At 67.4% G+C, this 20,194-nt stretch carries 18 protein-coding genes and 1 pseudogene; 13 read left to right on the forward strand and 6 right to left on the reverse strand.

Annotated features, from left to right (window positions below; all coding sequences use genetic code 11):
* The first annotated feature begins 22 nt into the window (after positions 1 to 22).
* Both ACHMXB_RS16210 and ACHMXB_RS16215 read left to right on the forward strand, forming a co-directional pair.
* Positions 23 to 1,996, forward strand: coding sequence for an acyl-CoA dehydrogenase family protein (locus ACHMXB_RS16210; RefSeq protein ID WP_395405310.1), 1,974 nt, complete (start codon positions 23 to 25; stop codon positions 1,994 to 1,996).
* Positions 1,997 to 2,253: 257 nt separating this feature from the next.
* Positions 2,254 to 3,225, forward strand: coding sequence for a TIGR04086 family membrane protein (locus ACHMXB_RS16215; RefSeq protein ID WP_395399946.1), 972 nt, complete (start codon positions 2,254 to 2,256; stop codon positions 3,223 to 3,225).
* A gap of 45 nt (positions 3,226 to 3,270) precedes the next feature.
* Here ACHMXB_RS16215 and ACHMXB_RS16220 read toward each other — a convergent pair whose 3' ends face one another.
* A complete protein-coding gene (locus ACHMXB_RS16220) occupies positions 3,271 to 3,675 on the reverse strand; it encodes a YchJ family protein (RefSeq protein WP_395399948.1) in 405 nt (134 codons plus the stop codon).
* Between the two features lie 218 nt (positions 3,676 to 3,893).
* Between ACHMXB_RS16220 and ACHMXB_RS16225 the strand changes: the two genes are divergently transcribed.
* The 4 genes from ACHMXB_RS16225 to ACHMXB_RS16240 all read left to right on the forward strand — a co-directional run bounded on the left by ACHMXB_RS16225 (position 3,894) and on the right by ACHMXB_RS16240 (position 7,904).
* The gene (locus tag ACHMXB_RS16225; protein WP_395399950.1) at positions 3,894 to 4,676 is read left to right on the forward strand and encodes a hypothetical protein; all 783 of its coding nucleotides are present in this window, start codon (positions 3,894 to 3,896) and stop codon (positions 4,674 to 4,676) included.
* 120 nt (positions 4,677 to 4,796) lie between these two features.
* Positions 4,797 to 5,801 carry an aldo/keto reductase family protein gene (locus tag ACHMXB_RS16230; protein WP_395399952.1) on the forward strand — a complete coding sequence of 335 codons (1,005 nt, stop codon included), beginning with the start codon at positions 4,797 to 4,799 and terminating at the stop codon, positions 5,799 to 5,801.
* A gap of 8 nt (positions 5,802 to 5,809) precedes the next feature.
* Entirely contained in the window at positions 5,810 to 6,661 is an 852-nt protein-coding gene (locus ACHMXB_RS16235; RefSeq protein ID WP_395399954.1) for an SDR family oxidoreductase, read from the forward strand.
* A gap of 118 nt (positions 6,662 to 6,779) precedes the next feature.
* Entirely contained in the window at positions 6,780 to 7,904 is a 1,125-nt protein-coding gene (locus ACHMXB_RS16240) for a sulfite oxidase (protein WP_395399956.1), read from the forward strand.
* Positions 7,905 to 7,935: 31 nt separating this feature from the next.
* Here ACHMXB_RS16240 and ACHMXB_RS16245 read toward each other — a convergent pair whose 3' ends face one another.
* A complete protein-coding gene (locus tag ACHMXB_RS16245) occupies positions 7,936 to 8,709 on the reverse strand; it encodes an SDR family NAD(P)-dependent oxidoreductase (protein ID WP_395399958.1) in 774 nt (257 codons plus the stop codon).
* A 92-nt stretch (positions 8,710 to 8,801) separates the two neighbouring features.
* On the reverse strand, positions 8,802 to 9,626 hold the full coding sequence (locus ACHMXB_RS16250) for a sugar phosphate isomerase/epimerase family protein (RefSeq protein WP_395399960.1): 825 nt from the start codon (positions 9,624 to 9,626) through the stop codon (positions 8,802 to 8,804).
* 190 nt (positions 9,627 to 9,816) lie between these two features.
* On the opposite strand from ACHMXB_RS16250, the gene ACHMXB_RS16255 reads away from it, so the two are divergent.
* From ACHMXB_RS16255 to ACHMXB_RS16280, 6 genes are all read left to right on the forward strand, one after another.
* Entirely contained in the window at positions 9,817 to 11,154 is a 1,338-nt protein-coding gene (locus tag ACHMXB_RS16255) for an MFS transporter (protein WP_395399962.1), read from the forward strand.
* Between the two features lie 65 nt (positions 11,155 to 11,219).
* Positions 11,220 to 12,086 carry a transketolase gene (locus ACHMXB_RS16260; protein WP_395405312.1) on the forward strand — a complete coding sequence of 289 codons (867 nt, stop codon included), beginning with the start codon at positions 11,220 to 11,222 and terminating at the stop codon, positions 12,084 to 12,086.
* Positions 12,083 to 13,093: a transketolase family protein gene (locus ACHMXB_RS16265; RefSeq protein ID WP_395399964.1), complete on the forward strand. Its 1,011-nt coding sequence runs from the start codon at positions 12,083 to 12,085 to the stop codon at positions 13,091 to 13,093. Before ACHMXB_RS16260 ends, ACHMXB_RS16265 begins: the two co-directional genes overlap by 4 nt.
* A 135-nt stretch (positions 13,094 to 13,228) precedes the next feature.
* The gene (locus ACHMXB_RS16270; RefSeq protein WP_395399966.1) at positions 13,229 to 13,882 is read left to right on the forward strand and encodes a GntR family transcriptional regulator; all 654 of its coding nucleotides are present in this window, start codon (positions 13,229 to 13,231) and stop codon (positions 13,880 to 13,882) included.
* A 136-nt stretch (positions 13,883 to 14,018) separates the two neighbouring features.
* Entirely contained in the window at positions 14,019 to 14,912 is an 894-nt protein-coding gene (locus ACHMXB_RS16275) for a glycosyltransferase family 2 protein (protein WP_395399968.1), read from the forward strand.
* A 34-nt stretch (positions 14,913 to 14,946) separates the two neighbouring features.
* Positions 14,947 to 15,330 carry an RNA-binding S4 domain-containing protein gene (locus ACHMXB_RS16280; RefSeq protein ID WP_395399970.1) on the forward strand — a complete coding sequence of 128 codons (384 nt, stop codon included), beginning with the start codon at positions 14,947 to 14,949 and terminating at the stop codon, positions 15,328 to 15,330.
* Positions 15,331 to 15,369: 39 nt separating this feature from the next.
* Here ACHMXB_RS16280 and ACHMXB_RS16285 read toward each other — a convergent pair whose 3' ends face one another.
* Genes ACHMXB_RS16285 through ACHMXB_RS16295 form a run of 3 tightly spaced genes read right to left on the reverse strand, consistent with a single transcriptional unit; the run spans position 15,370 to position 18,358 of the window.
* Complete coding sequence (locus tag ACHMXB_RS16285) at positions 15,370 to 16,020, reverse strand: dihydrofolate reductase family protein (RefSeq protein ID WP_395399972.1); 651 nt, start codon at positions 16,018 to 16,020, stop codon at positions 15,370 to 15,372.
* Positions 16,017 to 17,735, reverse strand: a complete 1,719-nt coding sequence (locus tag ACHMXB_RS16290) for a DUF4389 domain-containing protein (protein WP_395399974.1) — start codon at positions 17,733 to 17,735, stop codon at positions 16,017 to 16,019. The genes ACHMXB_RS16285 and ACHMXB_RS16290 overlap by 4 nt, the downstream gene beginning before the upstream one ends.
* On the reverse strand, positions 17,732 to 18,358 hold the full coding sequence (locus tag ACHMXB_RS16295) for a hypothetical protein (RefSeq protein ID WP_395399976.1): 627 nt from the start codon (positions 18,356 to 18,358) through the stop codon (positions 17,732 to 17,734). Before ACHMXB_RS16295 ends, ACHMXB_RS16290 begins: the two co-directional genes overlap by 4 nt.
* 504 nt (positions 18,359 to 18,862) lie before the next feature.
* Between ACHMXB_RS16295 and ACHMXB_RS16300 the strand changes: the two are divergent.
* Positions 18,863 to 20,157: pseudogene (locus ACHMXB_RS16300) on the forward strand (amidohydrolase).
* Positions 20,158 to 20,194 lie beyond the last annotated feature (37 nt).

Consider the following 20,194-nt stretch of genomic DNA (forward strand, 5'->3'; position numbering starts at 1 on the left):
CGGCACTGGCGCCATCCCGCCCGTGGACAGTCCCGCGTCCGAAACACCCGTCGCTCCGGAGAAGATCGGCGCGGGCGCATCCGCAGAGGACGCCCGTGCCATTGCCGAGGCAGCGCGCGAAACCGAGTGGGCCAGGCCCAGCTTCGCCAAGGGCCTGTATCTCGGCAGCTTTGACCTGGCCCTCATCCATCCCTGGCCGGCCGCCAAACCCGATGATGTGGAACGCGGCGAGGCCTTCATGGCACGGTTGACGGAGTTCTGCCGCACCATGTCCGGACGGACCATCGAACGCGACGCGAAAATTCCCGACGAGTACCTCCGCGGCCTGGCAGAGCTGGGCGTGTTCGGCATGAAAATTCCGCAGGAGTACGGCGGCCTGGGCCTCTCCCTGGTCTACTACGGGCGGGCGCTGGCGCTGCTGGGATCGGTGCACCCGAGCCTGGGCGCCCTGCTCTCGGCCCACCAGTCCATCGGCGTGCCGGAACCGGTGAAGGTTTTCGGTACCCCCGAGCAGAAACGCAGGTACCTGCCGCGCTGCGCGGAGGGGGCGGTTACCGCGTTCCTGCTGACCGAGCCCGACGTCGGCAGCGACCCCGCGCGGATGGGCAGCACCGCTGTCCCCGATGCCGACGGTGGGTCCTACGTTCTGGACGGCGTCAAACTCTGGACCACCAACGGCGTCATCGCCGAGCTCGTGGTGGTGATGGCAGTGGTGCCGCAGCATACCGACGCGGACGGCGCCGTCCACAAGGGCGGCATTACAGCGTTCGTAGTGGAAATGGACTCCCCGGGAATCACAGTGGAGAACCGGAACACCTTCATGGGCCTGCGTGGCATCGAGAACGGCGTGACCCGGTTCCATCAGGTCCGGGTGCCGGCCGCCAACAGGCTCGGCCGCGAAGGCCAGGGGCTGAAGATAGCGCTCACCACGCTGAACACCGGCAGGCTTTCGCTGCCCGCGCTGTGCGTGGCGACAGGCCGCTGGAGCCTCAAGATCGCACGCGAATGGTCCAACGCGCGCACTCAGTGGGGCCGCCCGGTGGGCAAGCACGAGGCAGTCAGCAAGAAGATCGCATTCATCGCCGCCACCGCCTTCGCCCTGGACGCCGTGTTCGAGCTCTCCGCCGAAATGGCCGACGCCGGGCAGAAGGACGTCCGCATTGAGGCGGCGCTGGCTAAGCTGTGGTCCACCGAGATCAGCTACCGGATCGCGGACGAACTTGTGCAGATCCGCGGCGGCCGCGGCTTCGAAACGGCCGAGTCACTGGAGGCCCGCGGCGAGCGGGCCGTCCCCGCCGAGCAGCAGCTGCGCGACCTGCGGATCAACCGCATCTTCGAGGGCTCGTCCGAGATCATGCGCTTGCTGATAGCCCGCGAGGCCGTGGACGCGCACCTCGCGGCGGCCGGGGACCTGGCCTCCGCGGAAGCGAGCCTTTCGGACAAGGCGCGGGCCGCCGTCGGAGCCTCCGGCTTCTACGCAAAATGGCTACCTAAACTGGTGGCCGGCGCCGGCATGGATCCGCGGTCCTACAGCGGTTTCGGGCGGCTGGCCAAGCACCTCCGTTTCGTGGAGCGGTCCTCGCGGCGGCTGGCACGGCAGACCTTCTATGGCATGGGCCGCTGGCAGGCCAGACTGGAACACAAGCAAGCCTTCCTTGGCCGGATCGTCGATATCGGAGCCGAACTGTTCGCCATGGCGGCCTGCTGCTCGCGCGCCGAGATGCTGCTCCGGACCGCACCTGAACGAGGCGCCACCGCGTTTGAACTGGCCGACGCCTTCTGCGAGCAGGCACGCGTGCGGGTGGACGAATATTTCGACCAGCTGTGGCGCAACACCGACGACGGCGACCGCGACCTCGCGCGCAAGGTGCTGGCCGGCGACTACACGTGGCTGGAGGCCGGCGTGCTGGACCAGTCCGAAGGGACCGGCCCGTGGATCGCCGATGCCTCCGCCCGCGAGTCGACCAAGGAGAACCTGCACCGCGCCTACCGCTGACCGCACCAGCCGCCGGACTCCTGATGCCGGACTCCTGATGCCGGACACCCGAACACCGGGGACACCCGAACACCAGCTCTGACCGCCCACACCGCTGTGACAAGGGGAGACGCGCCAAAACCAAGATACTAAGCATCCTTGCTAATGCCCATTGAACGGAGTTAGCTAGAAACTGAGGCCAGTGCCTTGGCCTCAGGCATTGCGTTGCCCGGCTTAGGCCCCTGAGTCCGGGTCCGTTCAATGAAAGCGAGTCGCTGATGAGCAGCCCAACCGGCTCCGGGGACAGGCGCCCCCGGCGCACTTCCCCTGAATCAGGCACGTCCGAACCCAACAGGCCCGAACGCAGCAGGCCTGAACACAGCGCGGCAGAGCCTTACCCTGCCAACTACGGCACCGCAGAGCGTAGTTCAACAGACGCTCCCACGGAGGCAACTCCGGTCTACGATGCCACCCAGACCCGGCGTTCCGCCGTCCGCCCCAGCGCCACAAGCACTGGCGCCACCAGCACCAGTGCCTCGACTGACACGCACACCCGGGCCCTCAACACCACGGAAGCAGACGCCCCGTACGCAGAGCGCGATTACACCCCGGACAACGAACGGGACGACCGCACGGACACGGCACGCTCCGACGACCCGGCCTTTGCTACCCGGGAAATGGCCGCGGCACGCCAAAAGGAGGCGTTCGGCGGCGTCAAGATTGGCTCGGCGTTCTTTGGCTGGCTGGCCGCCACGGGCATGGCCGTGCTGCTGACTGCCCTGGTCGCCGCAGCCGGCACGGCCGTTGGACTTGCCACGAACGCCGATGTGAACGCCGCAGTGGGCCGGGCAGCCTCGAACCAGACAGTGGGAATCGTGGGCATCATCGTCCTGCTGGTCATCCTCTTCGCGTCCTACTACAGCGGCGGCTACGTCGCCGGCAGAATGGCCCGGTTCAATGGCGCGAAGCAGGGGTTCGCCGTGTGGATCTGGGCCCTGATCGCAGCTGTGCTGGTGGCCGTGCTCGGCATGATAGCCGGCGAGCAGTTCAATATCCTGGCCCAGCTGAACAGCTTCCCGCGGATTCCAGTCAATGAAGGCCAGGTGACCACCACCGGCATCATTGCCGCCGTCGTGGTCGCCCTGGTGGCGCTGGTGGGTGCCGTCCTGGGCGGCATGGCCGGCATGCACTTCCACCGCAAGGTGGACCGCGCCGGTTTCACTCCCACGGCGGATTACGAGGAGCACTGAACCAGGAAGGCAAGTGACCTGTGGCCGGCGCGGCCCCCGGTTCTGCTACCGGTAGAGCGCGACGGCGTCCACGTAGAACCAGCGCCGGTCCACCCTGAGGAAGCGGCTGGTTTCGTGGTGGACGCCCCGCTCGCCGTCCTGGCGGAAGTGCGCCTTAAATTCCACGGTGCCTTCGGTGTCGAGCGGGCCGCCCCGCTCGACGGACAGGATGTCCAGCCGCCGCCATTCCAGGCCCGGATCAAAATCCAGCCCGGAGGGCCGGGTGCTGGGATGCCATGTTTTCAGGAGGTATTCGGGATGGAGCAGGACGAAGGCGGAGTAACGGGAACGCATCAGCTGCTCGGCGGTGGCTGCGTCTGCCGAACCGGAGTGGAACCGGCCGCAGCAGTCCGTGTACTGCTCGCCCGAAAGGCACGGGCAGTTACCGGAAAAGGGTTCTGGCTCGGTCATGGCATCCCTGGGAACGTGGCGGTCGCTTGCTGGATCAGCCTATCGGCGCCTGCGGGAGGCCGCCTCCTATAACAGCTTTGAAACAACAGTTGCCGCTACTTGCCATGCGGGCATGTCGGCAGTAAATAGTCCGTATGGTGGTTAGGGGCTGTTTTCCGGCGTAATCACCGGCTCGATTACTGGGGGACGAGCCGGGCGCCGATGGTAAGGAGGGTGAAGTGGAAGATCCGACAACGATTGCACTGAACCTGACATTTTTTGGCACCCTGGGCGTTGCCTTCCTCATGTTCATCGGCCTGTGCATCAGTGTCATGCTCACGCTGGTGATTGCAGGGCTGGGACGCCTTGTAGCGCTGATCGTGATGGCGCTGTTCGGCCGCCTCCCCAAGAACGAAACCATCGAGATCGTGCGGCTCGCCGCGGACGGCAGCCCGCTGCCCGCCGAGACGGAAACGGTGCCGGCAAAAGCCAAGGCGAAAAAGGCCCCCAAGGCCCTTAAGGTCCCCCGCCCGGTCCGCGAGCCCCGCGCGCCCATCGACTGGAACAAGCTCCGGACCCGCACCGGCATCCAGGAGGCGCTCCGCAACGCCGTCGTCCATCACCCCCTGGTGACCGCCGCCCGGCCGGTACCGCCGGTTCTCTCGAAAGGCTGGGCCGACGCCGTGGCTGCCGCTGACGCCCGCGCGGTGGCGCGCGCCCGGGCCGCGGCGCCGGATATAAAGGTCACCGCGCGGGACCTGCCGCCGCCTGACGTGGCCGCGGCCAGCGTGACGGAGGTGGCGCCGCTCGTAGAGTCCGCCCTGCGCCACGATGCAGTGCCGGCCGAACCGGCCAGCACGGGCGCCACCAGCAAGGGTGAAACGGTCCGGTCCGCACTGGCCTTGTCCGCCCAGCCGCCACGGCCCGCGCGGAAACCGGCCGTTGCCGGACGTGTCACCGTCCTGGACACCGGTTCCATGACCTCGCTCGCGCAGCACCCGGACGCCCGCACCCGCGCCTGACCACGCTGGTTCCCGAGACCGCCAGGCGCCTGGCGCCCTCCGTTCGGCGGTGAGCACCGGCTGCGGATTAGCCGCCGGCATCCCTTACCCTGAGCAACCATCTCCGCTAGCGTGAAACCCATGGAATTCAGATACCTCGGAAACAGCGGCTTCAAGATTTCGGAAATCACGTTCGGCAACTGGCTCACGCATGGCTCCCAGGTGGAGAATGACGTCGCCACGCAGTGCGTGCGGGCGGCGCTGGACGCCGGCATCAGCACCTTCGACACGGCAGACGTCTACGCCAACACCGCGGCGGAAACCGTTCTGGGCGAAGCGCTCAAGGGTGAACGCCGGCAGTCCATCGAGATCTTCACCAAGGTGTTCGGTCCCACCGGCCCCAAGGGAAAGAACGACCTCGGCCTGTCCCGCAAGCACATCATGGAATCCATCGACGGGTCCCTGAGCCGGCTGCAGACGGACTATGTGGACCTCTACCAGGCGCACCGCTACGACTTTGAGACGCCGCTCGAAGAGACGATGCAGGCCTTCGCGGACATCGTCCGCCAGGGAAAGGCCTTGTACATCGGGGTCAGCGAGTGGACCGCTGACCAGCTCCGCAACGGCCACGCCCTGGCCAAGGAACTGGGCTTCCAACTGATCTCCAACCAGCCCCAGTACTCCATGCTGTGGCGCGTCATCGAGGAGGAAGTGGTTCCGGCATCGGAGGAACTGGGCGTCTCCCAGATCGTCTGGTCACCTATGGCGCAGGGCGTGCTGAGCGGCAAGTACCTGCCCGGCCAGCCGTTGCCGGAGGGCAGCCGCGCCACCGACGACAAGGGCGGCGCGAGGATGATCCAGCGCTGGATGCGCGACGACGTCCTGGCCGCCGTGCAGGAGCTGCGGCCGGTCGCTGAAGAAACTGGGCTGACGATGCCCCAGCTGGCAGTGGCCTGGGTGCTGCAGAACCCGAACGTCGCCTCGGCCATCGTGGGCGCCTCCCGGCCGGAACAGGTGGCCGACAGCGCCGCTGCCGCCGGCGTCCGCCTTGAACCGGACGTCCTGAAGAAGATCGACGCCGCCGTCGGCTCCCTCGCTGAGCGGGACCCGGCCCAGACAAAGTCCCCTGCAACCCGCGAGGCCTAGGAGCGCAAATGACTGATCTTCCAGACCTTGCCGTCACCGGCGCCACGGGGGTCCTGGGCGGCATGGTGGCCCGGCAGCTGTCCGACGCCGGGTTCTCCCAGCGCCTGCTGGTGCGCGACCCCCGGCGGGCGCCGGACCTAAAGGACGCCCCGACTGTGGCGGTTAGCTACGGGGACCCCGTACTGTCACGCCCGGCACTGGAAGGGGTCAAGGTCCTGTTCATGGTGTCGGCGGCGGAGGCCGAGGACCGGCTGCAGCAGCATTACGCCTTCGTGGACGCCGCCGCGGATGCCGGCGTGCGCCACATTGTGTACACGTCCTTCTTCGGTGCGGCGCCGGACTGCACCTTCACGCTGGGCCGCGACCACTACGCCACGGAGGAGCGGATCAGGACGTCCGGCATGGGCTTTACGTTCCTGCGGGACAACTTCTACCTGGACTTCCTGCCCATACTGGCCGGGGCGGACGGCGTCATCCGGGGCCCGGCGGGCGACGGCGTGATGGCCGCCGTCGCCCGGGAGGACATTGCCCGGTCTGCCGTGGCGGTACTTCGTGACCCGGCGGTCCACGCCGGGGCAACCTACGACCTGACCGGCCCAGAGGATATCTCACTGGCGCACGCCGCCGAGGTGCTTTCGCGTTCCACAGGCCGGACCGTCACGTACCACCACGAAACTGTGGAGGAGGCGTTTGCCTCCCGCGCCTCCTACGGCGCGCCGCCGTGGCAAGTCGAGGCCTGGGTCAGCACGTACACGGCGATCGCCGCCGGCGAGCTAGCAGGGGCGACGTCTGACGTGCACGGCCTCACGGGCCAGGACCCGATGGCACTCGAGGATCTGGTGAAGCTGCCGCAGCTATAGGGCCCCGGCTGTTGACGGTCATCTGAGCCCGGCGTAAACCTGTGAGGAGGAGCACGCCTATTCGCAGCTGCATCCCGCAGCCCAGAGAAACCGCAGCACCGAGCAGAATCGCAAGGCCATGTCCAAGCTGATCTACCGACGCCGACCGTCCGCCCGCCCCGCACCCCACACGGGTGTAGCAGCGCATTCCGGTGAACCGACGCATGGCCCGCTCACCAGCGAAGAGCTGCAGCTTGCCGTGCGGAACCACTCCATGCCGCTTGAGGCCCTGCGCGAGGACGTGACTCCTCCCGGGCTGCATTACGTGCTGACCCACTTCGACATTCCGCAGGTCAGCGGCGCGTGGCACCTGCGGATCGGCGGCGCCGTGGAGCGGGCAATGGAACTGAGCCTTGCGGCGCTGAAGCGGGATCCGGCCATCAGCGTCCAGGTGACCCTGGAATGCGCCGGCAACGGGCGTTCGCTGCTGAGGCCGCGGCCGCTCAGCCAGCCCTGGACGCTGGAGGGCGTGGGAACGGCCGTGTGGACGGGTGTTCCGCTCGCGTACCTGCTGGCCCAGGCCGGCGTCGAGCCCGAAGCCGTCGAGGTGGTTTTCACCGGCCTGGATGCCGGAGTCCAGGGCGGCGTCCGCCAACAGTACGCCCGGAGCCTGCCGATTGCGGAAGCCTCCCGGGCCGACGTCGTCCTTGCCTACAAGATGAACGGCACCGAACTGCCGCCCCAGCACGGCTACCCGCTACGGCTCGTCGTCCCGGGCTGGTACGGCATGGCCAGCGTCAAGTGGCTGCAGTCGATCCAGGTGGTCACGACGCCGTTCACCGGGTTCCAGCAGTCGGTCGCCTACCGCTACCAGCACAACGCGGACGACGCCGGCACGCCGGTTTCGCGGATCAGGGTGCGGTCCCTGATGCTTCCGCCGGGCATTCCTGACTTCTTCACCCGCCGCAGGTACCTGTCCCGCGGGCCCGTCATGCTCCAGGGCCGGGCGTGGTCCGGTGAGGGCGCCGTGACGAAGGTGGAGGTCGGCATCGACGGCAAGTGGGCTCCGGCGCAGCTGGACAAGCCTGCCGGTGCCTTCGCCTGGCGCGGCTGGAGCATGCCATGGGTGGCCGACCCCGGCCACCACGAACTGGCGTGCCGGGCAACCGACGCGACCGGCTCCACCCAGCCGCTGGAGCAGCACTGGAATTACCAGGGCATGGGCAACAACACGGTGCAGCGGGTCCGGGTCATCGTCGAGTAGCCCGCTGTGAGCTTGTTTGGCCGGCGTCCTCCTAGTGCATGTGGCTTCCGCCGTTGATGTCGATGGTGGTGCCGGTCAGGTAGGCGGACTCCTCGGAGGACAGGAAGGTGATGACGGCGGCGACTTCTTCCGTGGTGGCGTTGCGACCCAGCGGGATGCCGGCGTTGATGGCGGCCTCCTGCTCCTCGGTGCTGCCGACGCGGATGTTGGTGTCCACGGCGCCCGGGGTGATGGCGTTGATGGTCACACCGGAGTCACCGAGCTCACGGGCGAGGGCCTTGGTGAAGCCGAGGATGGCGGCCTTGGCAGCGGAGTAGGGGACCTTGCCGAAGACGCCGCCGCCGCGCTGCGCGGAAACGGAGGACATGTTGACGATCCGGCCCCAGCCGTTGTCGATCATGTCCGGCAGGAAGGCCTTGGTGACGAGGTAGGTGCCGGTGGAGTTCACGGCCATAACCTTGTTCCAGAGGTCAAGCGTGGTTTCCAGGAAAGGCACCGGCGAAGTGATGCCCGCGATGTTGGCCAGGGCGCCGACGGCCGGAAGGGCGCCGCTCTTGACCTCGGCTGAAACTGCGGTGTACGCGGCGTTGACGGAGTCCTCGTTGGCGACGTCGATCTCGTAGCCGAACGCAGGAACGTTGAATTCGTTGCCGATTTCGGTGGCAACCTTCGCTGACTTCTCGCCGTCGAGGTCCAGGATCACCACGCCCCAGCCCTGGCTGGCGTAGCGGCGGGCGGTGGTCATGCCGATGCCCCGTTCCGAGGTGGCTCCGGTGAGGACGGCGGTGCGCTGAATGGCGGTCATGATGGTGCTCCTTGGGTGTGTGTTATGTGGATCGAGTGCTCCGTAGGCGCCGTTGTGAAGGGTCAAAACGGCAGTTACGGAACAACCGATGGTCAGATGAGGTCGGTGATGAAGCTGGCTGCCTTGGCGGCGGCCGCCGGGCGTTCGTCGTGGGTGATGTCCCGGGTTTCCAGTTCCAGGCTGAAGTGCCCGGTGTAGCCCTGCCCGGCCAGCCCGCGCAGCCCGGCGGCGAAATCGGCCTGGCCGTTGCCGATGCTGAGGTTGATGTTTCCGGGCACCGCATCACGCAGGTGCACGTGGGCTATCCGGCCCTCATGGCGTGCCAGGTATTCCAGCGGGTCCTCGCCGGCGGCGACAATATGGCTGAAGTCCATGACAATCCCGACGCCGGAGCCCGCCAGTCGCTGCGCCAGCAGTTCCGCGCGTTCCAGGTTCCAGCAGAACCGCAGGAAGTGCAGCGATTCGGTCCAGAGTTCGACGCCGAATTCAGCCGCACGACCCTGGGCTTTAATCAGCTGTGCCGCGACGGTGTCCAGGTCCTCTTCGAGGCTCTTGACCGGCTCGTGGCTGAGCGCACCGCAGGGCAGGACCAGCGCCTTGGCCCCAGTCTTAGCGGTGAGGGTGAGCAGGGCATCAAGGTGCCTGTCCCGCTCAGCCTGCCGGCTGGCGTCGAGCACTGCGTTGAGATCCCCGATGTCCCCGTTGACGGAACGCACCCGCAGTCCCGATGCCGCCACATCACCGGCCACAGCTGAAACGGCGCCCGCGTCGAGCTCATACGGAACGTGATCGCAGACGCCGGGAAGGGCGCCCAGGTCGATATCGGCGAAACCCAGCCCGGCAATGGCACGCAGGGCTGTCGGCAGGTCCTGGTGGCGGAAGCTGATGGATGAGCACCCGAGTCGGGAATGGAACATCGTTGTTGATCCTCTGGTCGTACCCGGCAGGCTGTAGTGATGGACACCACACTAACGCTGGCGACTGTTAACAGTCAACTCCTGACGGCGACTGTTGACAGTCAGCATGACGTCGGTCACACTGGGACACATCTTGTTAACAGTCGACAGCGCTGGAGCTTCTTCAGCCGCTCTTCGAAAGGGAACCACCATGAGCAACGATGCTCTGAACATGCGGGGGCCGGTCCACGGCACCAAGGATGCCCGTCGGGTCGCCATCGGCTCGGGCGTCGGTGCCGTGATCGAGACGTACGACTTCATCGGCTTTGGTACAGCGGCCGCCCTCTACTTCGGAACTGCGTTCTTCCCCACCGGTGACCCGGTAACCGGAACGCTGGCCGCCTTCGCCACCCTCGGTGTCGGCTTCGCCGCCCGCCCGCTGGGCGGCATCATCGGCGGCCACCTGGGCGACAAGGTGGGACGCAAGCCCGTCTTGGTCACGTCACTGATCCTCATGGGCATCGCCACCTTCTTCATCGGCCTGCTGCCCACCTACAGCCAGGTGGGCCTGCTGGCTCCGGCGCTGCTGGTCTTCGTCCGCATCGTCCAGGGCCTGGCCTTCGGCGCGGAATGGGGCGGAGCCATCCTGATGAGCTACGAGCACGCGCCGTGGAAGTCCAAGGGCAAGTACACGGGCATCGTTCAGGCCGGCTTCCCGGTGGGCCTGCTGCTGGCCAACCTGGTGTTCCTGGTCAGCGTGAACCTCGGCGGCGAGCTCGCCTGGCGCATCCCCTTCCTTGCCAGCATCGTGCTCGTTGTGGTGGGCCTGATCATCCGCTCCAAGGTCCCCGAGTCCCCCGTCTTCGACGAGGTCAAGGGCCACGGCGAGATCGTCAAGTCCCCGATCGTTGAGGTGATCAAGACCGACTGGCGCAACATCGTGAAGGGCATCGGCCTGCGCATCGCCGAGACCGCCGGCTACGCCGTGTCCATCACCTACATGATTTCCTACCTCAACAGCCAGCACCTGGCCGACAAGACCCAGACCCTGGTGGCCCTCTGCATTGCGTCCGCCATTGGCATCTTCGCCACCCAGGCCTGGGGCCGCCTGACCGACCGGATCGGCCGCCGTCCCCTGTACATCTGGTCCACTGCCTTCGCCGCACTGTTCGCCATTCCCATGTTCCTGCTGGTCAACACCGGCCTGTTCGTCTTCATCATCGCCACGATCGTGATCTCCTACGCGGTCTGCCAGAACTCCCTCGCCGGTTCCCAGGGCGCTTGGTTCCCCGAGCTCTTCCAGGCCAAGACCCGCGCCTCGGGCGCCTCACTGGCCTACCAGATCTCGGCCATGGTCTCGGGCTTCACCCCGTTCATCACCACCCTGCTGTTCGTCAGCTTCGGCTGGATGGGCCCGGCCCTGCTGTTCGGCGCCTACGCCCTGATCGGCCTCTGGGCAGCGGTCGCCACCCGGGAAACCTGGGGCAAGCGGGAGCGCCAGCTGGCTGATGAAATCACCAAAAGCACCCCCCAGTCGGTGAACGCCTGATGACCGCCGTCAAGGAAGCAGGCCCGCAGGAACTGCAGGCCACAACACTGCCCAAGAAGGAACGCATGACCCAGGAAACAGCAGCAGAACGACTCGCACGTGTCAGCGCCGCCGCCTACCGGATCCGGCACCACGCCCTGAACATGGGCGAAGTCCAGGGCCAGGGCTACGTGGGCCAGGCTCTCGGCGCGGCGGACATGCTCGCCGTCGTGTACGCCGACCAGCTCCGGTTCCGCGCCGAGGATCCGCACTGGGAGGCCCGTGACCGGTTCCTGCTCTCCACTGGTCACTACGCCATCGGCCACTACGCCGCCCTGGCCGAGGCCGGCATCGTCCCCGTCGAGGAGCTTGAGACCTACGGCTCGGACGACTCCCGGCTCCCGATGTCCGGCATGTCCACCTACACCCCCGGCATGGAAATCTCCGGCGGGTCGCTGGGCCACGGGCTGACCATCGCCGTCGGCATGGCCCTGGGCCTGCGCTACCAGGGTTCCGACGCCAGGATCTACAACTTCCTCTCCGACGGGGAACTGGACGAGGGCTCCACCTGGGAGGCCGCAATGGGCGCGCACCACCACCAGCTCGGCAACCTCACGGCCATGGTGGACATCAACGCCCTTCAGGCGGACGGCAAGACCGACACCGTGCTCCGCACCGAACCGATCACTGAGAAATGGGAAGCCGCCGGCTGGTACACCCAGCGGGTGGACGGAAACGACGTCGCGGCGCTGCTCGCCGCGTTCGACAATGCTGCAGAGCAGTCCGGCACCAGCGGCCGCCCCTCGGTGATCCTCTGCGACACCAAGGTGGGCCGCGGTGTGACGCTGCTGGAGGAACGGGAAAAGGCGCACTTCATGCGCATCGAAGAACACGAATGGCAGACCTGCCGCGAGCAGCTGACCGCTGGATACGAAGGAAAGGCTGCCCGATGAGCACCACAGCAGTGAAGGCCCCCGGCACCGCACCCAAGCTCAAGACCTCGGCCATGATCGCGTCCTTCGCCGATCCGGGCCAGAAGACCGCCTCCGCCCCGTTCGGGCACGCCCTGGTCAAGGCCGCGCAGGAAAACGACAGGATCGTTGGCCTCACCGCGGACCTGGGCAAGTACACGGACATGCACATCTTCGCCCAGGCTTTCCCGGAGCGGTTCTTCCAGATGGGCATGGCCGAGCAGCTCCTCTTCGGCGCTGCAGCAGGCCTCGCCGAAACCGGACTGGTGCCGTTCGCCTCCACCTACTCCGTGTTCGCCGCCCGCCGCGCCTACGACTTCCTCTGCCTGGACGCGGCCGAGCCGAACCTGAACGTCAACATCGTGGGCGGCCTGCCCGGCCTCACCACCGGCTACGGCCCCAGCCACCAGGCCACCGAGGACATGGCGATCTTCCGCGGCATGCCCAACCTGACCATCGTGGATCCCTGCGACTCCATCGACATCGAACAGGCCGTCCCGCAGCTCGCCGCCAGCGAAGGACCCACCTACCTGCGCCTGCTCCGCGGCAACGTGCCCACCGTCCTGGACGAGTACGACTACACGTTCGAACTCGGCAAGGCCAAGGTCCTGCGCGGGGGCAACGACGTCGTCTTCGTTTCCAGCGGCCTGATGACCATGCGTGCCCTGCAGGCAGCCAAGGCGCTGGCGGAACACAACGTGGACGTCGCCGTCGTCCATACGCCCACCATCAAACCGTTCGACGCAGCAACCGTCCTGGCCGAGATCAACACCGACCGCCTCGCGGTCACTTTGGAAAACCACTCCGTGGTGGGCGGGCTGTTCGAAACCGTCGCCTCCGCCGTCGTGACCGCAGGACTCGGCAAGCGCGTGGTACCGGTGGCACTGCCGGATGAATTCCTCGACGCGGGCGCCCTGCCCACGCTGCATGAACGCTATGGCCTGACCGTCCAGCGCATCGTGGCCAAGGTCCTCGCCGAACTCGGCTAGAAGAGGGCTTCGGCTCCGCTGGAGCACAGCCACGGCAGGAATGCGGGGACAACGCCTGGATCCGCGCTCCTGCCGTGGCATCATTGTTAACACGGCGACTGTAGACAGTCGACCTCCGACGTTGGGGAGAAACCGATGGCCACAGTAGCCCTTCTGGGACTGGAAAAGAAAAGCCTCCGCGAGCAGGCACTGGCGGCGCTTCGCACCGCCATCACCAGCGGAGCGCTCGAACCCGGCCGCCACTTGGTGGAAACCGAGCTGTCCGAGATGCTGCAGATCAGCCGCGGTACGCTCCGGGAGGCCCTGCGGCAGCTCCAGCAGGAAGGCCTGGTGTCCGCGGGCGCCCGCGGCAGGCTCTCCGTACGTCACCTCGATGCCAAGGAAATCCGCGACATTTACTCCGTCCGCGCGGCCCTGGAATCCCTGGCTGCCCGCACGCTGTGCGAACTGCCGGACCGCCAGCACGTCATTGGGTCGCTCCGCGCAGCCATCCAGGCCATGGAGGCGGCAACCCAGGGCACGCTGGAGGAGCGTGTCGAATCCGATCTCGACTTCCACCGCACCATGTGCCGCATCACTGGCAACGAGACCCTGCTCCACTCGTGGGAATCCCTGGAAGGCTCCATCAGGATGTCCATCATGTTCGCCGGGCTCGAAAAGGGCGTGCGGAACATGAGCGTGGACCGGCACAACGACATCGTCGCCGCCATCGAAACCGGCGACGCCTCCCTCGCCCGCAACACCATCCGCGAGCACATGGACTCCGCCGCAGCCGTCCTCGTCGCGTAGCCCCCCACCGTGCGGTCCTGAACACGAAGGTCGGCGAGTCCGGTCCGCCACGCCTTCAGCGCGTTTAGGCGGGAAAAGCCCTGGGTACCTGAACCAGTGCACCGTACGACTCATCGGTCCCTGAAAGGGAGGGATCATGCATCGCCACACATCCGCGAACTGGGCCTCGGGCCACACCATTGAGGACGCCGCCCTGGACATCCTCATCCCCACGTGCGACCGGCCGGCCGAGCTTGCCGTCACGCTCGCCGGGCTTGCGGCGCAGGAGGGCCCGGTCTTCCGCCTGGTGCTTAGCGACCAGTCGGAAGGGCCGCCGGCCTGGGAGCATCCGCCGGCAGCCAGCCTGCTCCGGGTTCTTCGTGCGCAGGGCACCGCCGTCGAGCTGCATCGGCACATGCCGCGCCGCGGACTTGCCGAGCACCGCCACTTTGTCCTGGGGCGGGCACGGGCGGACAAAGTGCTGTTCCTCGATGACGACATCTGGCTGGAGCCGGGCGCTCTGGCGAGGATGAGCGATGCCCTCGATGACCTGGGCTGCGGCTTTGTGGGAATGGCCCCTCAGGGTCTTTCCTTTTTGGACGACCGCCGCCCCGACCAGACCGGAACCTTCACGCCATGGCAGGGACCCGTGACCCCCGAGCGCATCCGTCCCGGCGAGGAGGGTTTTGAGCGCTGGCCGCTGCACAGCGCTGCCAACCTGAGCCACCTGAGCACGGAACTGGGACTGAAATCGGGGCAGTGGATTCCGTACAAGGTGGCTTGGCTGGGCGGGTGCACCATGTTCCGCCGCCAAGCGCTGGAGGACGCGGGCGGTTTCCGGTTCTGGACTCAGCTCCCGCCCGAGCACTGCGGTGAGGACGTGGTGGCCCAGTGGCGGGTGATGGAAAAGTTCGGCGGCGCCGGCATCCTGCCCACCGGCGCCGTCCACTTGGAGTCTCCCACCACGGTCACGGACCGCCGGGTGGAGGCCTTCGACATCGTGCTGGCGGACGGCCCGGCGGCGGCAGGTTCCGCCGTCCCGGAGGCCTGAGTCCGCGGCGGCCCGGCTATACTCGGCTGCAATCATGAGCAGCCTTCCCTCAGCCCCCGCCACCGTCCGCGTCGACGCTTGGCTATGGGCGATCCGCGCCTACAAGACCAGGTCTGCAGCCACCGCCGCATGCCGTGCCGGGCACGTGCGCCTCAATGGGAACCCGGCCAAGGCCTCGCAGTCACTCGTCCCCGGCGACACCGTGCGCGTCCGACAACCCGGCTATGAACGCATCCTCGAGGTGCGCCGGCTAATCAGCAAGCGGGTGGGGGCGGAGGCAGCGTCGCACTGTTTCACGGACCATACGCCACCCCGGCCCGTGGCGCCGGCGCTCGGTCTGCCGCAGCGGGACCGCGGGACCGGCCGGCCCACCAAGAAAGACCGCCGCGAAATGGAGCGCCTGCGCGGACCTGGCTGACAGCGGACCGGCCTGACAGCCGCTTGGGGTGACTGGCCTTCAGTCCTTAACCTGCTCCTTACCTTCCCGCACCTCGAACTCCCCTATCTCCAGGTCAGCCGCGCCAAAGGCGGCGGGCAGGAGCGTCAGGTGGACGGCACCTGACGACGTCGCTTTGCTCCCGGCCAGGGTGAAGGCCGACGGCGTGACGCCGGGTTCGAAGAGCCGCTTGCCCTGGCCGAGGACCACCGGGAAGATGATCAGCCGGTACTCGTCCACCAGGCCGGCATCGTGCAGGGCCCGAACCAGCCGGTAGCTGCCGTGGACCTGGAGCTCCCGGCCCGGGCCCGATTTGAGGTCGTCAACGGCTTCGAGGAAGTTCGCGGGAAGGATGGAGGTGTTGTTCCAGGTCGCCTCGGTCAGCGTTGAGGACACCACGTACTTGGGCAGGCTGTTGAGCGCCTTGGCTACGGCGTCGTCCGGGTCCGTGACCTGCTCCCAGTAAGGCTGGAACATCTGGTAGGTGGTGCGGCCCAGCAGAATGGCGTCGGCTTCGGCGAACCACCCGTTCACGATCCTGCCCATGTCCTCGTCGAAGAGCGGCACCAGCCAGCCGCCGAATTCGAAACCGCCGCTGGTGTCCTCGTCCCTGCCGCCTGGGCCCTGCATGACGCCGTCGAGGCTCACGAAGGTGTGAACGGTGAGCTTCATGACGGGCCTCTTGGTGGACTGGTTTGTGGACTCACGACCGGGCGTTCGTTCGGATCGGCAGGCCCCATATCGAGCCGGAACGGAGGATATTCGTCCCGCATCAGCGCCACGTATGCCGCGACGCGGTAAACCCAGCGGTTGAGGCCGATCAGCAGGTCGAACAGGGTCCGGAGGTACCTGCCGGTGAACAGCAGAATGACGCCGGCGATGAAAGCCAGCAGCGTGAGCAGGGAAACCGCGCTGCCTGACGTGTAGCGGCCGGCGCCGCCGGCAAAGTCGTCGTCGGAGGAGGCCACCCAGGTACGCGAGGATCCCGCGAGCACGCCCACAATCAGGAGGTGAGGAATGGCGAGCAGCCAGGACTTCACCAGCACCAGTCCGCGCGAGAGGTGGTCCGGGTAATCGACGTCAAAGTCGGCCGGGTAGTCGGTGCGGGCCAGGGTGAAGGGCGGGTAGCGGTCTGTTCCGATCGCCGTGAAGGCGTAGAAGGACACCCGCCAGCTCCAACGCAGCACGCCCACGTTGAAGTTGAACAGCGAATGCGGGTAGCGGGCGGTGAAGAGGATCGCGAACCACGCCACGATGCTGGTGATGATCAGTGCGAACCAGAGGAAGAACAGGACGATCAGGTGCGGGATGGCCAGGAACCATTTGACCAGCCACATCCACCGGGACAGGGCGGGGTCGATGTGTCCGGTCAGGCGGGCCGGGTACCTCGGGTTCTCAAATTGGTCGACGACGGCGGGCGGTGGCGGGGCACCCGCCCCGCCGCCGGGGGCGGGATAGCCGGGCGCCGGATAACCCGGGGCCGGGTAGCCGGCGGCCGGGTACGCAGCTGCGGGGTACTCAGCTGCGGGGTACGGGCCCGGCTGCATGCCGGGAGTGCCTGCGCTGCCGGGAACACCGGCCGCGGCGGGAGGTCCTTGCGTCGGGGTTTCCAGTGGTGGGGCATGACCCGCGAGCGGCTGGCCTGCGGGATAGTGGCCGGGTTGGTGCTGGCCTGGTGGGTAGTGGGCCGGGAGAAGATGCGGCGGTGGCCCGTGCCGTCCGAGCCCCATTGCACCTGCAACGATCAGCGGCACTCCGATCACCAGCAGCACGATTCCGGCAATCAGCAGCCACAGGAACAGCGGCCAGAGCAGGTCGGAGCGCACGCCTGCCTGCAGATCCACCGAAACCGGGGCGGTGGCATCGGCGTTCATGACCACCACGGTCCAGCTGCCGGGAAGGACGTTCCATCTGAGTTCCTGCGTTCCGGTGCCTTCGGCGGATGCGGCCCAGAAGTTCTGGGCACCCGGGCGGGCCGGGGTCCGCGTTCCAGGCACTTCGGTGTAATCGACCCTGAAGGGCCGCAGATTCAATTCGCGGATCTCGGAACGCTTGACTCCCTCGAGATAGCGCGCCGCGTCCTGCTGCGGTGCGATGCCAACGAAAATCCCCTTGCCGGGGGTGGCCGCCGCGCCGCGGAGCAGGATGCTGCCTGCCGTTTCCGAAGGAATGACGTCCGGCAGCCTGCCTTGGACCATGACGTCCAGCCCTGCCGTGGTGATGGCGGAGGACGCGGCGTCGAACCGGTGCGATTGGGTGGTGAAGTAGCCTTCGTCGCGTTGCTGGAAGTTGAGCCAGCCCACCCCGGCTGCGCCTGCCAGCAGCCCCAATCCGAGGAGCGCGGCGAGTGTTCCGAGGACGAGCATCACCATGCGGCCAGGTTTCATGCCGGTTCCTTATCTCGGGCCCTGCGGCGGGCTGCCACGCGTGGTTCGGCATCGCTGTGTTGGGCGGTGCCCGCTTCCACGGCGGTTGCTTGCACGGCAGTTGCTTGGACGGCGCTTGCTCGGGTGGTGCGTGACCGGGCGGTGGATGGTGCGGCGTTGCGGTCCTGGGTTCTGCTGGCCTTGTCGCTGTGCTTGCCGTTCGGGTGCTTGTGGTCGCCGTGTTGATGGTCGGGGTGCTTGTGGCCGCCGTGTTGATGGTCGGGGTGCTTGTGATCGCCGCGGCCGTGGGTGAAGGAGGGGTGCGCGTGGATGCCCGGCCGGGGGTCCAGAATGCTCAGCCGGCACGGTTTCTCGGACGTGCCTTCGCCGCTGAGTTGCGTGAGCTGGGCGGGATCATGGAGCGCGGCGATGGTGTCCATGGCGGCACGGGCCATCGACAGGTCCAGAACGATTTCCTTGCCCGGCAGCAGGGTCCGGGCACGCCGGGCAACAACGTACAGCGCCCGGATGTTGGCCGGCGTCAGGGTTCCGCGGACCTCGATGCAGGCCCGCTCCATGTTCGCGTCGATGTGGACCACGACCTTGAGGCGGTGATGATTCGTGGTGATGTCCACGGCACTCACGTCCCCCGCGCAGGCAACCGCTGCCCAAGTTGACTCGGCCGGAACGCATCAAGGGACCGGATATTAAAGTTCATGTGGCCTACGCCTCCCCGACTTCGTTGTCGGAACCGTGTCCGTCCAGAATGCACCTTGTTGCCAGCACAGGGAAGAGGCGTTCGGTGGAGCCCTGGCCGCGCAGGTCAACGAGCGAGCGGCGTGGCGCGGATTGGTGCTGACCCGCTACCCGCCTAGCCTGTCCCTATGCCTTCCAGCCAGGACCGCCCAGCAGGTTACGCCCCAGCAGCCCAAGACCCAGCAGCTCAACACCCGCCACAGGACCTGGTGCTCGCGTCCGTGAGGCTGCCCGGCGGCACGGAGTGCTCCGACCTCCATATTCGCGATGGCCGGGTGTCCGCAATCACCGCAGCGGGGGCGCGCCCCGGAGGTTTCAGGGCAGCGGATGCCCAGGTGCTGGATCTCGAGGGACGCTTCGTCATCCCCGGGCTGTGGGACGAGCACGTCCACATGACGCAGTGGGCCTTGGCCGCCAACCGGATCGACCTGTCCGGTGCCGCTTCGGCGAGCGCCGCCGTCGAGCTTGTCCGGCAGCGGATGACCGCGACGGACCCGGGGCTGAACCGACCGGCACGGTGGTGGGTGCGGGCTTCCGCGACGCCATTTGGGACGACGTCACGAGCGCGCAAATGCTCGACGACGCCACCCGGGGAGTCCCCGCCGCCCTGATCAGCCATGACCTGCACTGTGTGTGGCTGAATTCGGCGGCCGCGCGCCGGTACGGAGTTCAGCTCCCGCCAGACGGCCTGCTCCGTGAGGAACCGGCATTCGCCCTCACGCGCGAACTCGGAAAGCTGCCCGACGACGTCGTGGACGGCTGGGTGGGCACGGCAGGCCAGGAAGCCGCCGCCCGCGGGGTGGTGGGCGTGGTGGACCTGGAGATGACGTGGAACCGTGACGTCTGGCTGCGCCGGATCGCCGGTGGATTCAGCTCGTTGCGCGTTGACGCGGGGGTGTACCCGGAGGATCTGGAGCGGGCGGCCGCTGCCGGGATGCGGACGGGACAAAGGGTCGACGGCGGTGCCGGCCTTCTGCGGGTGGGGCCGCTGAAGGTGCTCATCGACGGTTCCCTCAACACGCGTACCGCCTTTTGCGTTGAGCCGTACCCGCACGGCGGGCACGGCATCCTGACCGTGAGCAAACCCGAGCTGGTTGCCCTGCTCGCCATGGCCCGGGAGGCGGGCTTCGTCCCGGCGGTCCATGCCATTGGCGACGGCGCCAATAAGGTTGCGCTGGATGCCTTCGCCGAAGTTGGGGTCGGCGGCCGGATCGAGCACGCCCAGTTTGTCCGGCAGGAGGACTTCGCGCGGTTCGGTGAGCTTGGCCTGACGGCCAGCGTCCAGCCCGCCCATGCACTCGACGACCGCGACGCTGCTGACGCTAACTGGGCCGGGCGCACTGACCGGGCCTTCCCGCTGCGCTCGCTGCTGGACGGCGGGGCGCGGCTGGCGCTGGGGTCCGATGCGCCCGTGGCGGCCCTGGATCCGTGGCTGGCGATGTCCGCCGCGACCGCGCGCGCACGTGAAGACGGCCGCGGCCCCTGGCACCCGGAGCAGGCCCTGACCCGCGGGGAAGCGCTGCTCGCCTCAACGCGCGGGCGCAGCCGGATCCGGGCCGGGGATGTGGCGGATGTTGCCGTGCTGGATGCTGATCCCCTTGCCGTATCGGATGCTGTGTTTGCCGGAATGCCCGTCGCTGCAACGCTTTTGGCTGGCCAGTTCACGTTCCGGGCCGAAGGGGTTTAGGAGTCCTCTCGGGTCGGCGGAAACTGCCCCACCCACC

Source organism: Arthrobacter sp. UC242_113 (assembly GCF_044054585.1).
In the GTDB taxonomy this organism is placed as follows: domain Bacteria; phylum Actinomycetota; class Actinomycetes; order Actinomycetales; family Micrococcaceae; genus Arthrobacter.

Coding starts and splice junctions, on each gene's coding strand:
- ACHMXB_RS16220 (WP_395399948.1), bottom strand. CDS start 3,675: ATGACCGAGCCAGAACCCTTTTCCGGTAACTGCCCGTGCCTTTCGGGC.
- ACHMXB_RS16250 (WP_395399960.1), bottom strand. CDS start 9,626: ATGTTCCATTCCCGACTCGGGTGCTCATCCATCAGCTTCCGCCACCAG.
- ACHMXB_RS16275 (WP_395399968.1), top strand. CDS start 14,019: ATGCATCGCCACACATCCGCGAACTGGGCCTCGGGCCACACCATTGAG.
- ACHMXB_RS16240 (WP_395399956.1), top strand. CDS start 6,780: ATGTCCAAGCTGATCTACCGACGCCGACCGTCCGCCCGCCCCGCACCC.
- ACHMXB_RS16245 (WP_395399958.1), bottom strand. CDS start 8,709: ATGACCGCCATTCAGCGCACCGCCGTCCTCACCGGAGCCACCTCGGAA.
- ACHMXB_RS16265 (WP_395399964.1), top strand. CDS start 12,083: ATGAGCACCACAGCAGTGAAGGCCCCCGGCACCGCACCCAAGCTCAAG.
- ACHMXB_RS16235 (WP_395399954.1), top strand. CDS start 5,810: ATGACTGATCTTCCAGACCTTGCCGTCACCGGCGCCACGGGGGTCCTG.
- ACHMXB_RS16230 (WP_395399952.1), top strand. CDS start 4,797: ATGGAATTCAGATACCTCGGAAACAGCGGCTTCAAGATTTCGGAAATC.
- ACHMXB_RS16280 (WP_395399970.1), top strand. CDS start 14,947: ATGAGCAGCCTTCCCTCAGCCCCCGCCACCGTCCGCGTCGACGCTTGG.
- ACHMXB_RS16270 (WP_395399966.1), top strand. CDS start 13,229: ATGGCCACAGTAGCCCTTCTGGGACTGGAAAAGAAAAGCCTCCGCGAG.
- ACHMXB_RS16255 (WP_395399962.1), top strand. CDS start 9,817: ATGAGCAACGATGCTCTGAACATGCGGGGGCCGGTCCACGGCACCAAG.
- ACHMXB_RS16290 (WP_395399974.1), bottom strand. CDS start 17,735: ATGAAACCTGGCCGCATGGTGATGCTCGTCCTCGGAACACTCGCCGCG.
- ACHMXB_RS16260 (WP_395405312.1), top strand. CDS start 11,220: ATGACCCAGGAAACAGCAGCAGAACGACTCGCACGTGTCAGCGCCGCC.
- ACHMXB_RS16215 (WP_395399946.1), top strand. CDS start 2,254: ATGAGCAGCCCAACCGGCTCCGGGGACAGGCGCCCCCGGCGCACTTCC.
- ACHMXB_RS16285 (WP_395399972.1), bottom strand. CDS start 16,020: ATGAAGCTCACCGTTCACACCTTCGTGAGCCTCGACGGCGTCATGCAG.